Origin of the sequence: Acinetobacter sp. ANC 5045, from assembly GCF_004331005.1 — a bacterium.
GTDB classification, from domain to species: Bacteria; Pseudomonadota; Gammaproteobacteria; order Pseudomonadales; family Moraxellaceae; genus Acinetobacter; species Acinetobacter towneri.
Genome location: NZ_SJNS01000002.1, coordinates 55,655 through 73,369, shown reverse-complemented (window position 1 = coordinate 73,369; position 17,715 = coordinate 55,655). Strand labels below are relative to the sequence as shown.

The window sequence follows — 17,715 nt, the reverse complement described above, 5'->3', positions numbered from 1 at the left end:
TAGCAATTTGGTTTTACTAAGCGACAGTCATGTAAGATCGGTTTACTATAAAGATTATATAGCACTAAGACAAATGTTTAAGGAGAATTTTAATGTCAGATGGTAAACAAATTAAGCGGAGTGTTTTTTTTATTTCCGATGGAACTGCAATTACGGCTGAAACACTTGGACATTCACTCTTAGCGCAATTTCCAAATGTGGACTTTGATATTCATATTCATCCTTATATTACGTCTGAAGAAGCGGCTATGAATGTGGTGGCAGAGATTAATGCCCGAGCACAAATTGATGGTCAATTACCTTTGGTGTTTGATACCTTGGTTGACCAATATGTGCGTGACATTATCAACACTGCCAAAGCAATTAATTTAGATGTATTTGAAGGCTTAATTAGTAAGCTTTCTGAAGAGTTAGGAACACCACCAACCACTTTGGTCGGGCAGACGCATGCCGTAACAGATTCTGAATCTTACAAGGCACGTATTGATGCGGTGCATTTTGCCTTAGATAACGATGATGGCGCACGTACACGCCATTACGACAAGGCCGATCTGATTCTGATTGGGGTGTCGCGTTCGGGTAAAACGCCAACTTCCATCTACCTTTCTTTACAGTTCGGGATTCGTGTGGCGAACTATCCATTGACTGAAGAAGACCTCGATGACAACCGTTTGCCAGCCGTATTAAAGCCGCATAAACATAAGTTATTTGGCTTGATGATTGATGCTGAACGCCTTGTGGCAATTCGTACTGAACGTAAAGCCAATAGCCGTTATGCAAGTTTTAATCAATGCCAAATGGAATTGCGTGCGATTGAAGGTATTTATATTTCAGAAGGGATTAAATATTTAAATGTTTCAGAAATGTCGATTGAAGAAATTTCAACACGTGTTTTACAAATGACAGGTTTAAAACGTCGTATTGGTTAATGAAACTATATGTATTAAAAGAGCCAAAATTTTATTTTGGCTCTTTTTTATTGGATTTAAATAGAATAAAAATCAAGCTACTATTTATTTAAATGATAATGCTTTTAGTGTGACTTAAAATGTAGTGATAATGGTATCAATTGGATGTTCTTGTCCATCAATACTATGCACGCTATGTGCACAGACTTTGACAATTGGCCAAGTAATCAAATGGCAATTTTCGCGTTGTAAAGCTGAATAATAATGATCAGATTTAAAATAGCGTTGATGTGTATCTGCAATGTTTGGTGTGAGTTGACGTTTAAGCCACGTGTCTTTGACTTGAGCATCTAAAAAGCGTAAAGCCAAAATATTTTTGACGCGGTTATTAAACAAACGTCGATTTTTAAACACCAAAGGATGGCTAATTAGGCGATGGATGCCACGTTCTGTACTTGGCAGGACAAAATGCGGTGCAATTTGAAAGACTTGAACAGATGTTGCTTGCTGACAAATTCTATCGAGTTGTGCCACGCTGTCCTGATTTGCACCAATAACTGCAACGCGTAAACCTGTGAAGTCATGCTGTTTGATTTCAGTTGCAGGAATGCATTCGCCTTGGAATTCTTGAAAATCTGCCAAGCAGTTTTGAAAAGCGTGTCTATGTACGTCGTGTTTAGGACTGACCATGCTGAATCTCTTGATATATTCATTTTATAAATTAGAACATTTACTCTATTTTGTTGGGGCAGTACTGTTTGGTAAAGTCTTTTGTGCAGGCGAGCCAGTCATTCCTAAAGATTGAAAATTAATTCAACTGAGATTACTGAGATTTAAGCGAAAGAGAACAAGAAAACGGATTTAAGTTATTTATTTTAAATGTTTTTAATTGATGAAACCTTGTAGCTCAATAGAACTACAAGATCGGAGCTAATTAAGTATCTAACTTCATTTGCATGAGCAAATCAAAGTTATGTAAGCGTTTTTCTGTGTCATAGATGTCACAGGTAAAAATAAACTCATCGACATCATACTTCGCCAATAAGTTTTCCAATCCTGCTTTGACAGTCGCCTTTGAGCCAATTTGCGCCATGGCATAAAAACTATCAACTGACATTTTTTCTGCAGGTGACCATAAGCCATCCATACTTTCGACTGGAGCTTTGAGTTTTAGGCTTTGTCCACGCATTAAACCTAAAACACGCTGATAGGCACTAGTCGCCAAAAATTCTGCTTCTTGGTCGGTATCTGCAACCACTGTTGGCACACCCATAGACACATAAGGCCGCTCTAAATATTCTGAAGGCTCAAAATTGTCACGATATAACTGAATGGCTTGAGCAAGCATACGCGGGGCGAAGTGTGAGGCAAATGAGTAGGGTAGTCCTAATTTTGCAGCAAGTTGTGCGCTAAATAAACTTGAACCAAGCAACCATACAGGAACGTGTGTCCCTTGTCCTGGCGTAGCAACAATACGTTGTTGTGGTTCAGCATCTTTAAAGTAATGCAAAATTTCTAAAACATCTTGCGGAAATTGATCTTCAGTTTCCTGTCGCCCACGACGCAGCGCACGCATGGTCACTTGATCTGTGCCTGGTGCGCGACCTAAACCGAGTTCAATACGGTTAGGATATAAAGTCGCTAAAGTTCCAAACTGTTCAGCGACCACTAACGGTGCGTGGTTGGGGAGCATAATACCGCCAGAACCGAGTTTAATTTTTTGCGTATTTGCTAATAAATAACCCAAAAGAACTGCGGTTGCTGAGCTGGCAATGCCATCCATATTATGATGTTCCGCCAACCACAAACGGTCATAGCCGAGTTGTTCTGCGTGTCGTGCTAATTCAAGTGCATGATGCAGTGAAAACTGTACTGATTGATCATCACGTACAGGTGCGAGTTCAAGAATGGCAAATTTTGTGTCTTGCAGGGAACGCATCATTTATTCCAGCTTGATTAAAGAGAGTTTTATCATACGATGCTGCACTGATTTTGTATATCGAAAATTTTCGATATATGGGCGAGTCATGAGATATTGCCATTTAACAACGCGCGACATTCATCCAAAAAGCACGCTTTATAAAAAAACATTTATCCAAGCAAGTAGTCAGCAAACAAAAAGCACCCGAAGGTGCTGAAGAAGTTAGAAGTATCGTGAGAAATTAACGACGTTTACCATTTTTATAGTGACCTAAATGTAAGCCATTGTCTTTGCGGTAACGGTCATTATAACGGTAGTCATTGTAGCGATAGCCACGGCTATCATAGCGGCGGTCATAACGATCATCGTAGCGTTTGTTGTCATAGCGGTCATCTCGACGGTCTTCGCTAACTTTTTGACCTAATACTGCACCACCTGCAGAACCGAGTCCTGCACCGACATAGCCACCATTGTTGCCTGCCATATTGCGACCAACGCTATATCCACCTGCACCGCCCAAGGCAGCACCAATCATGGCACCGTTACGGTCACGTTTATTGGCAGAAGCTGCAGCACCGCCCGCACCACCAATGGCTGAACCAATCATCGCGCCTGTTTGTCCACCCATTTGTTGACCAATTGCTGCTCCGACAGCACCACCCAAGGCAGAACTTACGGCAACACGTGTATCGTTTGCATGCGCAGTACTCATAAGCAAGGCAGAACTTGCGATAACGCTACCCAATAAAATACGATTAAGTTTCATGCGGATGCTCCAAATATTGATTAATATGTTTTGTAATGAAGATATAGAAACAGATGGCAAAGATCGTGAAGGGCAATGAGGTAAATCTGCAAAGTTTGGTAAAGACTTTGTAATTGCACTGCTAAATTTCTTCATATTGATTATGGTCGTTTTTTTGAACTGATATATGAAGAAAAATTAATCCTATAAAAAAGCATCAAACCTGTGTTGATGCTTTTTTGCTGCTCTATGCCTATCGTTCAAGATTAACGACGGTTGCGTTTTTTCTTCCATTTACGTTCTTGATAGCGGTCATATTCTTTATCTTTCGAGATTTTATTGCCGAGTGCTGCACCACCTGCTGCACCTAAAGCTGAACCAATATAACCACCATTGGTACCGCCCATATTTTTACCTACGGTATAACCCGCACCACCACCCAAAGCACCACCAATTGCAGATTCAGTACGATGACGCTTATCACTCGCCACGGCTGCACCACCAGCACCGCCTAAGGCAGCGCCTAGTGTTGCACCCGTAGTACCACCCATATTTTTACCAATAGCTGTACCTGCAACACTGCCTAAAGCACTGGCTGCGGCAACGCGCGTAGTATTGTCTGCATAAACGTTGGCACTGAGCATTGAAGCTGTGGCTAAAGCTGCTGTCATTAACATTGCATTAAGTTTCATGTTGAACTCCATGTCCATTTACAGGACTTATTTATGATCAATTTTGATGGGCTCAATTTAACAAAGCGCCGCTTTTAAAATGTGGAGAGTGCAGACGAGATTGGTGTTCTTTGGTGTGGGCTTTGTATGAGTTTGATTAAAACTGCTAAAAAATGTCCAAATGCGGATGCTAATTGCGGTACTTGGTGAGTTGTACATTCACCGCAATGCACAGCATCATCAAGCAGAAATACTGCTAGAACATCTGCAGATAGGCATTTCAAACATCGTACAGACTTAATAATGATGTTATTTGGGTGGTAGAATCGGTAAACTATGCGCAATTTTTTATTTCGCTGTGCTGCGTGTTGCATGTAACAGCCTTTGCATTGAGATTTTTTAAACAATGAAAGAATCGTTACGTTTACGATTAGATCAGCTTTCTGACCGCCATGAAGAATTGACTGCTTTGTTGGCAGATGTTGAAGTGATTTCAGATAACAAGCGTTTTCGTCAATTATCACGTGAACACAGTGATTTAGACGAAATTACGGCAGTGTGGTCACAATACACACAAGCCGAAGCCGATATTGAAACAGCCGAAGCAATGTTGTCTGATCCTGACTTTAAGGAAATGGCGCAAGAAGAAATTAAAGACAATAAAGCGCTGATTCAGCAACTTGAAGCTGACTTAAATATTTTAATGATTCCAAAAGACCCGAATGATGCCAACTCGGCTTATTTGGAGATTCGCGCAGGGACAGGTGGCGATGAAGCCGCGATTTTCTCGGGTGACTTATTCCGCATGTATAGCAAATATGCCGAAAGTCAGGGCTGGAGAATCGAAATTTTATCTGAAAATGAAGGTGAACACGGCGGATATAAAGAAGTCATTTGCTTGGTGAATGGCGAAGGCGTGTATGGTCGTTTGAAGTTTGAAAGTGGCGCACATCGTGTGCAACGTGTTCCAGCGACTGAGTCACAAGGTCGTGTGCATACATCAGCATGTACCGTTGCAATTTTACCTGAAGTAGATGTAGATACCACGGTAGATATTAACCCTGCCGATTTGCGTATCGATACCTATCGTGCTTCGGGTGCGGGTGGTCAGCACGTTAACAAAACCGACTCTGCAGTGCGTATAACCCACATTCCGACGGGTACTGTGGTGGAATGTCAGGAAGAACGTTCACAGCATAAAAACAAAGCGAAAGCGATGGCGTTGTTGGCATCACGTTTGGAAAATGCCAAACGTGCTGCAGCAGATGCAGCAACTTCAGAAATGCGTCGTGATTTGGTGGGTTCGGGTGACCGTTCTGAGCGTATTCGTACCTATAACTATCCGCAAGGACGTATGACAGATCATCGTATTAACCTGACTTTATATAAGTTGGATGCGGTGATGGAAGGTGATTTAACTGAACTACTAGATAGTCTGCATCGTGAATATCAGGCAGATCAGTTGGCGATGCTTGCTCAGCAAAACGGTGGTTAATGAATATTGCACAAGCCTTGGCGCTACGTGGTGAAGTCGATAGCTATGAGCGTCAAGAAAATATTTGGTTGTTAGAGCATTTTTTAGGACTCAGCGCGCTTGAATTAAAATATCGTGCAGATCAGGAATTGAGTGCCGCGCAAGAGCAGATGTATGTGCAGGCTTTGGCACGTATAGCAGCAGGCGAGCCTTTGGCGTATATCACAGGTTCACAGCCATTTTGGACACTGGATTTAAAAGTCACGCACGATACTTTGGTGCCACGTCCTGATACCGAGGTTTTGGTCGAAACTGTGTTGGCTTTGTCATTACAACGTGATGCTGTAATTGTCGATTTAGGCACAGGTACAGGGGCGATTGCTTTGGCTTTAGCATCTGAACGTCCAGATTGGCAGGTAACCGCAACCGATATTTACCTGCCAACGCTTGCAGTTGCTCAAGAAAATGCAAGCAAGCATGCTTTAAATCAGGTGCAATTTGCCTGTGGTGCATGGTTTGAGGCATTGGGTTCAGCAGCCGAGCCACGTTTTGATTTAATTGTATCTAATCCGCCGTATATAGATGCTAATGATGCACACATGTCTGCTTTGGCAGCAGAGCCTGAACGTGCATTGGTGGCAGCAGATCAGGGTTTGGCAGATATTCTGCAGATTATTTCGCAGGGTAAGCACTGGCTGAAAGCAAATGGATGGATTGCACTAGAGCATGGCTATGACCAAGCTTTAGCAGTGCAGGCGATTTTTGCAGAACACGGTTTTTCTGACATTCGTACAGTCAAAGATTATGCAGGCAATGATCGGGTGACTTTAGCACAATGGCTTGCTGGCTGATGTGTTATATCAGTTAAAAATCTTGTGAGATCTATTTATCAGCTTGCAAACATAGACGAATGATTAGCAAAGTTTAAGTGCAAGACCAATTTATGAGCCTCAACTCAACTGATGTCAGCTTAGGTTGCCTTTCACTGCCAAAATTGCAGGTGGCAGTTCTTCGCCAAGTGAACTCAGCATTTCCCGTTCAATTAATCGCACCATGGAGTTGAGCGGTAAATCATTGTCTTGCAGGCCAAAAGGTTCTTCAAGTTGTTCGCTGAGAGCATCTAAACCTAAGAATAAATAGGCAATTAAACCCACCAAAATTGGTGTCCAGATTCCTAAACTTGCTTCTAAACTAAAAGGCAGAATAAAGCAGAAGCAATACACAGTGCGGTGCAACAAGACTGAATAAGAAAAAGGCAAGGGTGTGCTGAGAATTCGATCGCAACCTGCTTGCACATTACCCAATTCAACAATATGTTGATTCAAGCCTTGATAAATAATATCGGAAATTTCACCTGTTTTCAGTGCGCTGACTAACTCTTTTTGAATGCTTTCTAAAATAAACTGTGCGGCATTAATATGCGGAAATAATGCTTCATAATCTGCAGATGTGAGGTTGACTTTGTTTTGATAAAAATCGATAGGTTGGTTTTGATTGCGTAAACGGTTACGCAATAAATTACTAAACAACATGACCCGATACATCAAGACCCGACGCTGTTGATCTGGCAGTACGTATGAGTCACGTGAAATATGCCGTGATGTTGCAATTAACGTCCCCCACAATTTTCGACCTTCCCACCAACGTTCATAACTGGCGTTATTTCTAAAACTGAGGAAAATAGACAAAATAATACCGAAAATGGTAAAGCCAATGGCAGGTACGCTAGGGACTTGAAAAAAGTGGTGAGAAGACAAATACACTAAGACCGTAGAAAGGAAGACCACAATTGCAAGTGCAGGTAAGACCGTGGGTAAAATTGTCCCATACCATGCAAACAGTAGGGTAAAACTGTTGTTTTTATTGCGAATAATCATCTTGATGCATCCTTGAAGCTGTCCTTAGTGTTTCATAGACAAACAACGCTTGGCAAGATGATAGCTAGCTTTTGATTCAAAAAGCAGCAAGCGGCTTAAAGTCAATTTTTCTTATTTATTATTGCAACAGCCAATAAAAAAGTGATGCCATGAAGACATCACTTTTTAAATACTTTCAGCAAATGAATACCCGAAGTTTTAGTTTACATCGGGTAATCTTGCAAACAGTCAGGAATTTCAACTTGTGCCAAACTGTCTGTTTCTAAAGCCAAACATAGCGCAACAATTTTAGCGGTATCGCACAGGTGTTCATCTTTGAGAGCCAAACCCGCTTGCAAAGATTGTAAATCTTCTTGGCAAATATCTAGGGCTTGCGCTGCTTCAAGTGCATCTTCACGTTTGAAAAACGCAGACATGACATTACGTAACTGCTCTTCTGAGGTATTTAGAATACTTTGATTGAGTAATTCATCTAATTGTTCAGAAGCTTGGTTGAGGGAGTGAGAGAAATTTTGAACTAGATTGTGTTCAAGTACATCCATCATCTTAAGCATGGGGAAACCTCCAAAGATGCTCGTACATTTAATATTACAGGGGGAGTATGACAGCCGAATTGCATAAAATTTATGCTTTAAATTGATTGAAAAGTAAACTAAATTTAATACTTTGACAATGCTGTGCCGATGAACGACCAGTTCACTGCTAAACCTTGAAATCACAGCTTTGAGTTTTCTTTTATAATTAAGTTATTTGTAAAATATACAAGATAGTGGCTGAGTAGTAGGTGATAAGTCACGCAATTATGAGCGTTCAGTTATGTGCTTTCAGTATATTGTCGATATGCCCCAGGATTGACCCCTGTCCATTTTTTAAAGGCACGATGAAAAGCACTAGGATCATGGAAATTTAATTGATCGCTAATTTCTTGAAGTGATTGTTGGGTTTTGCTCAACAATTCGATTGCCGTATCTCGACGGATTTCATTTTTTAATTGCTGATAGCTAGTGCCTTCCTGCTTTAAACGCCGTTGGAACGTCGCTTCAGACATATTGAAATGCTGGGTTAATTCGTTCAGCTCTAACCATTCACTCGGCGGCAATCGCATTAATTGTTTACGAATTTTATGACTCAGCGCATGTGGGTTTTTATAACGCACTAAAAGATTAAAAGGCGTTTGTTTTAAAAAGCGTTTCCAGCTTTTTTTATCCTGCTTGATTTTTAAATCAAGATGTTTTGCCTCAAAATAAATCTTATGCGTTGTACACGCATATTCAATTTGGTCACAGAAACGGACACGATAATCAGCATCATCCTGCGGAGCAGCACATTTGAGTTGCATGTTTAAGATAGCAATACGTTGTCCTGTCAGCCAGCACATCAAGCCATGAATCAGCATTAAATATGTGGCATAACTAAACATCGGTTTCACTTGATATTTATCGTGAATGGTTAAGATTGCATATTCACCATCTACGTTTAATTCACCTGAAAAATCATCCAGTATTAAATTAAAGAAATTTAAAATGTCCTGTAATGCGGCCTTTAAATGCTCTGCTTGGTACACCCATTTAGACAAGAGTTGATAACTGCCACGACGCATAGCATGGCTGTCCATGCCAAAAAATTCATCATTCATGGTATCTGCCAGTGCAATCCACAATTGACCATATTGCAGAATTGACACCTTCGCTTTGTTGGAATGTAACAGCTCTGCAGGAATACCCGCCGTCTGCAAAATCGCATGCGTATCCATACCGCGTTGCTGTGCAGTATGCAAAGCTTCATGGACTAAAGCAATTGAAATTGTACCTTTGCTGTAAGTGAGCTGAGTTGCATTCATGGGATGGCGTGGTATTCCATTTACAAGTTGAGTGTTCAAATACATCATAGTCGATGCAGGGTTTGGAAATTGTACTCTAGCTTGAGTGTGATTAATCTGCTTCTTAAGTTGTATCAACCTGAAAATTTATAAGGAAAATAAAATGAAAATTCAAGGAAAAGTCTGTGTGGTCACGGGTGGTGCATCGGGTTTAGGCGCTGCGACTGCACAACATTTAGTTGCGCAAGGTGCAAAAGTTATTTTGGTTGATATGAATCAAGAACTTGGGCAGCAGCTTCAACAGCAATTGGGCGAAAATGCAGACTTCGTAGCTGTAGACGTGACCGATGAAAACCAAGTACAGCAGCTTTTTAACCATATTGAGCAAAAATACGGACAGTTAAATGGCTTGGTGAATTGTGCAGGCATTGCACCGTCTGCCAAAGTCTTGGGACGTGATGGTTTGCATGATTTGGCAATGTTCCAAAAAGTGCTGAATATTAATGTCACGGGCAGTTTTAATATGATCCGTTTTGCGGCACAACTGATGGCGAAATATGACTTAGCCGCCGATGAAGAAGAGCGTGGTGTGATTGTGAATACTGCTTCGGTTGCAGCATTTGATGGGCAGATTGGACAAAGTGCGTATTCTGCATCGAAAGGTGCAATTGTGGGGATGACGCTGCCTTTGGCACGTGAATTGGCACGTGAAGCCATTCGGGTGATGACGATTGCCCCCGGTATTATGGAAACCCCGATGCTGAAAGCATTTCCACAGCATGTGCAAGATGCTTTAGGGCAAATGGTGCCATTTCCACCACGTTTGGCAAAGCCTGAAGAATTTGCGCAATTGGTGGGTCATATTTTTGAAAATGGTTATTTAAACGGTGAAGTGATTCGTTTGGATGGCGCAATTCGTATGCAACCGAAATAAGTTATGACGATGCTATATCCATAAAATAGCCTAAGCAAAAATTCAAGTATTGAAAAACTGGATACTAAAAAACCGTTGCAATACAGAACAAGGATGTTGCGCGCATTCCTGACAAAAACAACATCTACCATATAAACAGAGGGTCACCATGATTTTAAGCCATGAACAAAAAATGATTCAGGATATGCTGCGCAGTTATGCACAGGAAAAGCTTAAACCAACTGCAGCAGCACGTGATAAAACTGCTGAATTCCCTGCAAAGGAGTTAAAGGAGCTAGGTGAGCTAGGTGCTTTGGGCATGACCGTTGCAGAAGAATGGGGCGGTGCAGGTTTAGATTATGTATCTCTCGTTTTAGCCTTAGAAGAAATTGCTGCGGGTGATGGTGCAATTTCAACGATTGTGAGTGTGCAAAACTCATTGCCATGCGGAATTACACAACGCTACGGCACAGAGGCGCAAAAACAAAAATATTTAACTAAACTGGCAACAGGCGAATGGTTAGGCTGCTTTTGTTTAACTGAACCACAAGTCGGCTCTGATGCCAGCGCGATTGAATGTAAAGCTGAAAAAGATGGCGAGGATTGGGTTTTAAATGGCACCAAGCAGTTTATCACCACAGGCAAATATGCAGATGTTGCTTTAGTTTTTGCTGTAACGGACAAAACTGCGGGTAAAAAAGGCATTTCCTGCTTTTTAGTCCCGACGAACACACCAGGTTATATCGTGGCACGTTTAGAAGACAAAATGGGACAGCACTGTTCCGATACCGCCACCATCGTGTTGGAAAACTGCCGTATTCCTGCAGAAAACCTATTGGGGCAAGAAGGTGAAGGCTACAAAATTGCACTCTCTAATTTAGAGTCGGGGCGTATTGGTATTGCCGCGCAATCGGTGGGTATGGCGCGAGCAGCTTTAGATGCAGCCGTGGACTATGCCAATGAGCGTAAAGCTTTTGGAGTTGAAATTGTGCAACATCAGGCAGTCGCGTTTCGCTTGGCAGATATGGCAACACAGATTGAAGCTGCACGACAGCTTATTCTACATGCCGCAAGCCTCAAAGATGCAGGCTTACCGTGTTTAAAAGAAGCATCTATGGCCAAGCTTTTTGCTTCAACCATGGCAGAGCGTGTGTGTTCAGATGCGATTCAAATACATGGGGGCTATGGCTATGTATCTGATTTCCCAGTTGAACGTATTTACCGCGATGTGCGCGTTAGCCAAATTTATGAAGGTGCATCCGATATTCAGCGTTTGGTGATTGCACGTGAAGTGACTAAGCGTTAAAGCTGAGTATCTAAAACTTTAGTCGGTGTCCAAAGCTTGCAAGGTTATTGCAGGATGTGGAAATTGAGAAAATGTTCAAATCATGTTTAGCTAACTTGATTGAAAAATACGCGAAGATCATGTCGTGATTGCGTTGCATGATCGACTTCAACACAGCAAACCTAATTTAAATTTTAAAGAGCGATTCAATCCTAACTTGTAAAAACGGTTAAAACAATAACGCATATTGCTGCAAATGAATTGCAGTGTCATCAGTTTAAGACGGAGCTTAAAAGAATGAAAACTTTGCAAGAGGCATATCAACAGTTTGATATTGAGCAACTGATTCAAACCCAATTGGCAGGAACGCCAACGGCACTTAATGCCTATGAAGAATGTTGCGGACGCTATACGGGTACTCAACAAACTGCCTTAATTTGGGAAGGCAAACACGGTCAAACTGCATCGTGGACATTTGATCAACTGGCAGAAGCATCTGGAAAATTGGCAAATTATTTTACTCAACTGGGCTTAAAAGCAGGTGATTGTATTGCAGGATTATTGCCGCGTACGCCTGAATTGTTAATTACGGTTTTTGCCACATGGCGCATTGGGGCAGTGTATCAGCCTTTATTTACAGCCTTTGAATCTAAAGCGATTGAGCACCGTATTCAAACTGCAAAGACGCAGCTCATTGTGACCAATACTGAGCAGCGTCCAAAACTAAATGCCTTGTCTAATGTGAAAATTTTAACTGTGGACGCAGCAAATCAAGCTCAAAACCATGATACAGATTTTTGGCAAGTTCTAAGCACTCAAGACACTTACTTTGAAACCGTGTATCGCAGTTTTGAAGATGATTTTCTGATGATGTTTACATCAGGCACTACGGGTTTAGCTAAATCTGTACCTGTGCCTTTAAAAGCCATTGTGGCATTTAAAGGTTATATGCAGCATGCAGTCGATTTAAGAGCAGAAGATTCATTTTGGAATTTAGCCGACCCTGGTTGGGCTTATGGCTTGTATTACGGTATTACAGGGCCACTGAGTTTGGGGCATAGCATTATTATGGATGAACGTCCATTTAGTGTTGATCATGCACTGGAAATTATCCGTAAATATCAGGTGAGTAATTTAACAGGTTCACCAACCGCATTTAGAATGTTCTTTGGTTTTAAAGAAAAGTTTGATGGTGATATTCAACGACATCTGCGTGTGGTTAGCAGTGCAGGCGAGCCGCTCACACCAGAAGTGATTCATTGGTTTAAGCATGATTTACAAGTTAATATTTATGATCAATATGGACAAACCGAATTGGGGATGGTGATTGCCAATCATCATGCACTGGAACATCAGAAAAAAGTAGGTTCTGCGGGTTATGCTATTCCCGGACATCGTTTCGCGGTTTTAAATGCACAGCATCAGGAAGTCGCTCACGGCGAAATTGGCACACTTGCACTGGATGAATCACAATCGCCTTTAATGTGGTTCAAAGGTTACGATGGGGATGACCGTAAATCATTTGTGGGACAGTATTATTTAACGGGTGATACGGTACGTTTAAATGAATTTGGTGGGATTGATTTTATTGGTCGTGCAGACGATGTCATTACAACTTCGGGTTATCGTGTCGGGCCTTTTGATGTAGAAAGTACTTTGCTTGAATGTGAGGAAGTGCTTGAATCCGCAGTAATTGGTAAGCCAGACCCAGAGCGTACAGAAGTGGTAAAAGCCTTTGTGGTGTTAAAAAATCAATATCAACCAAGCACTGCATTGCAGGAAAAGCTGCAACAGTATGTGCGTTCACGCTTATCGAAACATGCCTATCCTAAAGAAATTGAATTTGTCAGCAGTTTGCCTAAAACATCCAGTGGAAAAATTCAGCGTAATTTATTGAAGCAACAAGAAATTGCAAAACAAAATGCTTTTAAAAAAGTGAGCTAAATTCAGCCAATAGGCCCTGTTAATTATTGCGCCATAAGAAAAACGCCATTCATACAGATTGGCGTTTTTTTAAATCTGTATTCTTTATTTAAACCACCCGATTATGCAAGCACGAACTCAATCGATAGAAAATGTGTGCATCATATTGGTGATGTGATATTTTCAACTTTATGCTGACACAATGAACAAGGCTGCATGTACTTCGATTACGATAAAAGCATGTAGGCAGCGCAATACATATTGGGGGAGAACATCATGGTAACAGCTCATTTAAATTTCACGCAGCCGTCAAAGCGGATATTTACGAAGTCGATATGGATGGGCGCAGCTTTACTGTTGTGTGCCTCTGGCAGTTATGCACAAAACTGGAACCCAGCGCCAACTGCTGAAAGTACAGCCTATTCCAGCTATCCAGCAGCAAAAACGCCACAAAAAAATTATGCAGTCTTTGCCGAATACGCCAATTTTGAAGCAGATTTTGACAGTGGCGATACAGTAGAACTAGATGGTTTTGCTTTGGGTGTTTCCACCACGCCACATCGCTCAGGTTTTTATGGCAGATTAGAATTCTTAAAAAACAATGAATACGATTTGGATTATTATGAATTCAATATGGGTGGGAATTTAAACCTGATCAGCTATCATGGTTTTTATTTCAATACATACGCAGGTCTAGGTTATAGCGGCGCAAGTTCAAAGCTGCTTGCCAATGATGTCAATTTTGTCACTTTACCTGTGGGGTAGAAGTCGGTTTGAACTTTGTTCCTGATTTCTCGATTTACGCCACTGCCGGTTATAAATGGTTATATGACAGCACCTCGAATACCACCTGTAAAGATGGGACAACCTCAGACAAAGTCGGGAATACGGCATGTTACTGGAATGGTGGAATTGCCTATTATAATGAATATATAGGCGATGCCGATGGCGTTACTTATAACGTAGGTTTGCGATGCACTTTTGAGCAAGTCGCTGAACATTGCGTATCTGTTTAAATACAGAACAATTCAACCACCAGCATGACGGTTTGCTTTGAATAGCCGTTATACTTAACGTTTTGGTTAGCAGCATAGGGCATTTTCTTGGAAAGCATATTCGATACTCAGTTAGAATTGAGTGATGCAGAAATGCATCTATATAGCCGACAAATTTTATTGGATGGCTGGGATATTGAAGCACAAGAAAAATTAAAACTTGCCAATGTGCTGATTGTTGGTTGTGGCGGGATTGGCTGTTTAAGTGCAGAATTACTAGCACGTGCAGGCGTGGGTAAAATCACACTAATTGATGCCGATGTGATTGAAACCAGTAATTTACAACGACAAATTGCTTATACCTCCGCAGATTTAGGCTTTTATAAAGCTGAAATTCTTGCAAAAAGACTAATGCAAATTAACCCTTATATCGAAATTGTTAGTTTAACCTCGCTGTTAGATGCGCAAAATGCGGGTACTTTAATTACCCAACAAGATCTGGTTTTAGATGGTTGCGATAATTTCAGCACCCGCTATCTAGTTAATCAATATTGCCGACAATTGAATGTGCCTTTACTCAGTGCCTCTGCCATTGGTTTTCATGGACAAATGTTTATGGTTGAAGGGGACTCAGCGTGTTATGAATGTCTGTTTCCGAAAGAACAACATGCCAATGAAAGTTTGCGCTGCGCCGACAGTGGCGTATTGGCAACCACTCCCAACGTCATGGCCAGTTTACAAGCCCATCATGCTTTGTTGTACTTGGGTTTAGGAAACACCGCGCTGAAACAAAAGTTATTACTTTGGGATGGTTTAAGCATGAAACAACGCTTATTGTCTTTTGATCACGATCACAACTGTCCAGTTTGTCAGGCAAGATAGCCTTTTTACTTGGCAATTTTTTGTTAAACTCACACTACTTTAATATGACTCAGACATGATGAAAAATAATATCTGGTTAGATGGTTTACGTTCAGTTGCTCGCATGGGTGAAACTGCCGTAGTGGCAGCCAAAGCAGGCATTAAATATGCCACTGAAAAGCCAAGTAATGCCAAACTCATGCGCGAAACATTTGAATCTTTAGGTTCAACCTACATTAAACTTGGGCAGTTTATTGCTAGCACACCGTCATTGTTCCCACGTGAATATGTCGAAGAATTTCAAGGTTGTTTAGATCAAACCCCAACTTTGCCGTTTAGTTATGTGCAGCAGGTATTGGCATCTGAATTTGCAGGGCGTAATTTAGATGAAATATTTGCCTCAATAGATGAAAAGCCTTTAGCTTCAGCATCCATTGCACAGGTACATGCTGCAAAATTGGTGAGTGGCGAAGATGTTGTAATAAAAGTGCAAAAACCAGGTGTAGAAACCATTCTCTATACCGATTTAAATGTTTTGCACTGGGCGACAAAACTGCTCGAAAAAGCTGTGCCTAAAGTCAAATTTGCGTCATTGGCCGATATTGTCGAAGAAATCAAAACCCGTATGGTGCGTGAAGTCGACTTTATTGAAGAAGCGCGTAACCTAGATGATTTTATTAATTATCTGAATTTGACCCAAAACAAAAAAGCCACTGCACCTAAGGTTTATCATCAATATTCCACCCGTCGAGTATTGACCATGCAGCGTTTGTATGGTGTACCTTTGACCGATTTTGATGTGGTGAAAAAAGTATCCAACGATCCATCGCAAGTGTTGATTACTGCCATGAACACATGGTTCGGTAGCTTGATGATGTGTAACAGTTTTCATGCTGATTTACACGCAGGCAACCTGATGTTGCTTGAAGATGGACGTGTCGGCTTTATTGATTTTGGTATTGTTGGACAGCTAAATCCTGAAGTGTGGACCGCATGTATGGCATTTATGGATGCTCTGCAAAATACCAACTACACACTTATGGCGGAAAATATGCTCAAAATGGGCATGACCGACAAGCAAATTGATACTCAGGTTTTAGCAGCAGATTTAGAGCGTTTATTTAGTGGTGTATTGCTGGCCGATCCTCAAGAATTGCTGACTTCTAACCCCGCTGATTTAAATGACATCATGCTCGATATGGTTGCTGTGGGTGAGCGTCACGGAATCCGTTTCCCACGTGACTTTGCTTTACTATTCAAGCAAATGTTGTACTTTGACCGTTTCATGCGCGTTTTAGCACCTTATACCGATATTTATGCCGATCAACGATTGCAGATGGTACAAAGCATTGATCCGAATTTGTTGTTAAAGCATTAATTATCGATATTGGTCGAATCAAGCTTTCTGGTTGCATATTTTAAAGCCACCGATCTTTTGTTTTATGAGTTCAGTGTGGCTTTAAAATACGGCAAATATGCCTTTCAATAGACAGAGATAGAAGGATTTAAAATGAAATATAGAGTGTGGTCATGGATGCAATTATCATTGAAGGCTTAAAGGTAGAAACAGTCGTCGGCTGTTTTGCATGGGAGCGTCAAATTCAACAACCACTCATGTTGGATTTGATTATTGCCACCAATTTAAGCCAAGCTGCAGCTTCAGATGAGTTGCAAGACACGCTCAATTATGCAGAAATTTGCAGCATTTCAGCGCAAGTGATTCAGCAGGCTGCGCCCAAATTGATTGAGCATGCCGCACAATTGGTATTGGATGCACTTTTTACGACTTTTGCCGCCATTGAATCCATTACCATCACCATTCGCAAACCTGCCATTATTCCAGAAGCCAATTCTGTAGGAATTCGTCTTGAACGCCACCGAAACGATTTTTGCCCTCGCTCTGGCGAGTAACTGCGAAGCACCACGTCAGTTTAAAAGTGCCTATCAGCAAATTGCTGCATTGGGTGAAGTGCAATTTTCGCATATTTATCTGATTCCATGCCGTGATGGGATTGGTGCAGACTATTGGAATTCTGCTTGTTTGCTAAAAAGCCGTTTAAGCTTTGAGCAGCTGAATATCATCCTCAAAGAATTGGAAGTTGCAGCAGGGCGTGTGCGTCCATCGCATGATATTCCGCTGGATATTGATATTATTGCGTGGGGTGAAAATTTAGCTCAAATGCAATTCAATCCGAAAAAACTGCCACTGGCTTTAGATGTTAAAATTCCAATGTGGGATATTTGGCAAGATGAGGCTTTTGTGCATCCAGAGCATGACTACCCAATTGTGAGTTGTGAAGAATAAATCAGCCAATAAAAGGGG

At 41.3% G+C, this 17,715-nt stretch carries 19 protein-coding genes; 12 read left to right on the top strand and 7 right to left on the bottom strand.

Features of this window, described 5'->3' with window-relative positions; translation table 11 throughout:
* The first annotated feature begins 92 nt into the window (after positions 1–92).
* Positions 93–929, top strand: coding sequence for a pyruvate, water dikinase regulatory protein (locus E0H79_RS03315; RefSeq protein WP_004973178.1), 837 nt, complete (start codon positions 93–95; stop codon positions 927–929).
* Between the two features lie 114 nt (positions 930–1,043).
* Here E0H79_RS03315 and E0H79_RS03310 read toward each other — a convergent pair whose 3' ends face one another.
* From E0H79_RS03310 to E0H79_RS03295, 4 genes are all read right to left on the bottom strand, one after another.
* A complete protein-coding gene (locus tag E0H79_RS03310; protein ID WP_004973179.1) occupies positions 1,044–1,598 on the bottom strand; it encodes a hypothetical protein in 555 nt (184 codons plus the stop codon).
* Between the two features lie 244 nt (positions 1,599–1,842).
* Positions 1,843–2,847, bottom strand: coding sequence for an LLM class flavin-dependent oxidoreductase (locus tag E0H79_RS03305; protein WP_004973182.1), 1,005 nt, complete (start codon positions 2,845–2,847; stop codon positions 1,843–1,845).
* A 223-nt stretch (positions 2,848–3,070) separates the two neighbouring features.
* Positions 3,071–3,595: a hypothetical protein gene (locus E0H79_RS03300; RefSeq protein ID WP_104852121.1), complete on the bottom strand. Its 525-nt coding sequence runs from the start codon at positions 3,593–3,595 to the stop codon at positions 3,071–3,073.
* A gap of 245 nt (positions 3,596–3,840) precedes the next feature.
* Positions 3,841–4,266 carry a glycine zipper 2TM domain-containing protein gene (locus E0H79_RS03295; RefSeq protein ID WP_004973189.1) on the bottom strand — a complete coding sequence of 142 codons (426 nt, stop codon included), beginning with the start codon at positions 4,264–4,266 and terminating at the stop codon, positions 3,841–3,843.
* Positions 4,267–4,651: 385 nt separating this feature from the next.
* Between E0H79_RS03295 and prfA the strand changes: the two genes are divergently transcribed.
* Positions 4,652–5,740, top strand: coding sequence for a peptide chain release factor 1 (prfA, locus tag E0H79_RS03290; RefSeq protein ID WP_004973192.1), 1,089 nt, complete (start codon positions 4,652–4,654; stop codon positions 5,738–5,740).
* Positions 5,740–6,570: a peptide chain release factor N(5)-glutamine methyltransferase gene (gene prmC / locus E0H79_RS03285; protein ID WP_131260809.1), complete on the top strand. Its 831-nt coding sequence runs from the start codon at positions 5,740–5,742 to the stop codon at positions 6,568–6,570. The genes prfA and prmC overlap by 1 nt, the downstream gene beginning before the upstream one ends.
* 114 nt (positions 6,571–6,684) lie before the next feature.
* On the opposite strand, the gene E0H79_RS03280 is transcribed toward prmC, so the two are convergent.
* The 3 genes from E0H79_RS03280 to E0H79_RS03270 form a co-directional block, all read right to left on the bottom strand.
* Complete coding sequence (locus E0H79_RS03280) at positions 6,685–7,596, bottom strand: bestrophin family protein (RefSeq protein WP_004973196.1); 912 nt, start codon at positions 7,594–7,596, stop codon at positions 6,685–6,687.
* A 203-nt stretch (positions 7,597–7,799) separates the two neighbouring features.
* On the bottom strand, positions 7,800–8,150 hold the full coding sequence (locus tag E0H79_RS03275; RefSeq protein WP_004973198.1) for a hypothetical protein: 351 nt from the start codon (positions 8,148–8,150) through the stop codon (positions 7,800–7,802).
* Between the two features lie 260 nt (positions 8,151–8,410).
* On the bottom strand, positions 8,411–9,436 hold the full coding sequence (locus E0H79_RS03270; protein WP_213072757.1) for an AraC family transcriptional regulator: 1,026 nt from the start codon (positions 9,434–9,436) through the stop codon (positions 8,411–8,413).
* 142 nt (positions 9,437–9,578) lie between these two features.
* On the opposite strand from E0H79_RS03270, the gene E0H79_RS03265 reads away from it, so the two are divergent.
* From E0H79_RS03265 to E0H79_RS03225, 9 genes are all read left to right on the top strand, one after another.
* On the top strand, positions 9,579–10,349 hold the full coding sequence (locus tag E0H79_RS03265; RefSeq protein ID WP_004973201.1) for a 3-hydroxyacyl-CoA dehydrogenase: 771 nt from the start codon (positions 9,579–9,581) through the stop codon (positions 10,347–10,349).
* A 148-nt stretch (positions 10,350–10,497) separates the two neighbouring features.
* A complete protein-coding gene (locus E0H79_RS03260; RefSeq protein ID WP_004973203.1) occupies positions 10,498–11,634 on the top strand; it encodes an acyl-CoA dehydrogenase family protein in 1,137 nt (378 codons plus the stop codon).
* Between the two features lie 276 nt (positions 11,635–11,910).
* Positions 11,911–13,557 carry an AMP-binding protein gene (locus E0H79_RS03255; protein WP_131260808.1) on the top strand — a complete coding sequence of 549 codons (1,647 nt, stop codon included), beginning with the start codon at positions 11,911–11,913 and terminating at the stop codon, positions 13,555–13,557.
* Positions 13,558–13,812: 255 nt separating this feature from the next.
* The gene (locus E0H79_RS03250) at positions 13,813–14,301 is read left to right on the top strand and encodes a hypothetical protein (RefSeq protein WP_131260807.1); all 489 of its coding nucleotides are present in this window, start codon (positions 13,813–13,815) and stop codon (positions 14,299–14,301) included.
* 8 nt (positions 14,302–14,309) lie between these two features.
* Positions 14,310–14,552 carry a hypothetical protein gene (locus E0H79_RS03245; protein ID WP_131260806.1) on the top strand — a complete coding sequence of 81 codons (243 nt, stop codon included), beginning with the start codon at positions 14,310–14,312 and terminating at the stop codon, positions 14,550–14,552.
* A 132-nt stretch (positions 14,553–14,684) separates the two neighbouring features.
* The gene (locus E0H79_RS03240; RefSeq protein ID WP_131260870.1) at positions 14,685–15,413 is read left to right on the top strand and encodes a HesA/MoeB/ThiF family protein; all 729 of its coding nucleotides are present in this window, start codon (positions 14,685–14,687) and stop codon (positions 15,411–15,413) included.
* Positions 15,414–15,471: 58 nt separating this feature from the next.
* A complete protein-coding gene (locus E0H79_RS03235; protein ID WP_131260869.1) occupies positions 15,472–16,770 on the top strand; it encodes an ABC1 kinase family protein in 1,299 nt (432 codons plus the stop codon).
* Positions 16,771–16,922: 152 nt separating this feature from the next.
* Entirely contained in the window at positions 16,923–17,303 is a 381-nt protein-coding gene (folB, locus tag E0H79_RS03230; protein ID WP_004973210.1) for a dihydroneopterin aldolase, read from the top strand.
* Entirely contained in the window at positions 17,260–17,697 is a 438-nt protein-coding gene (locus E0H79_RS03225) for a 2-amino-4-hydroxy-6-hydroxymethyldihydropteridine diphosphokinase (RefSeq protein WP_026438245.1), read from the top strand. Before folB ends, E0H79_RS03225 begins: the two co-directional genes overlap by 44 nt.
* Positions 17,698–17,715: the final 18 nt, after the last annotated feature.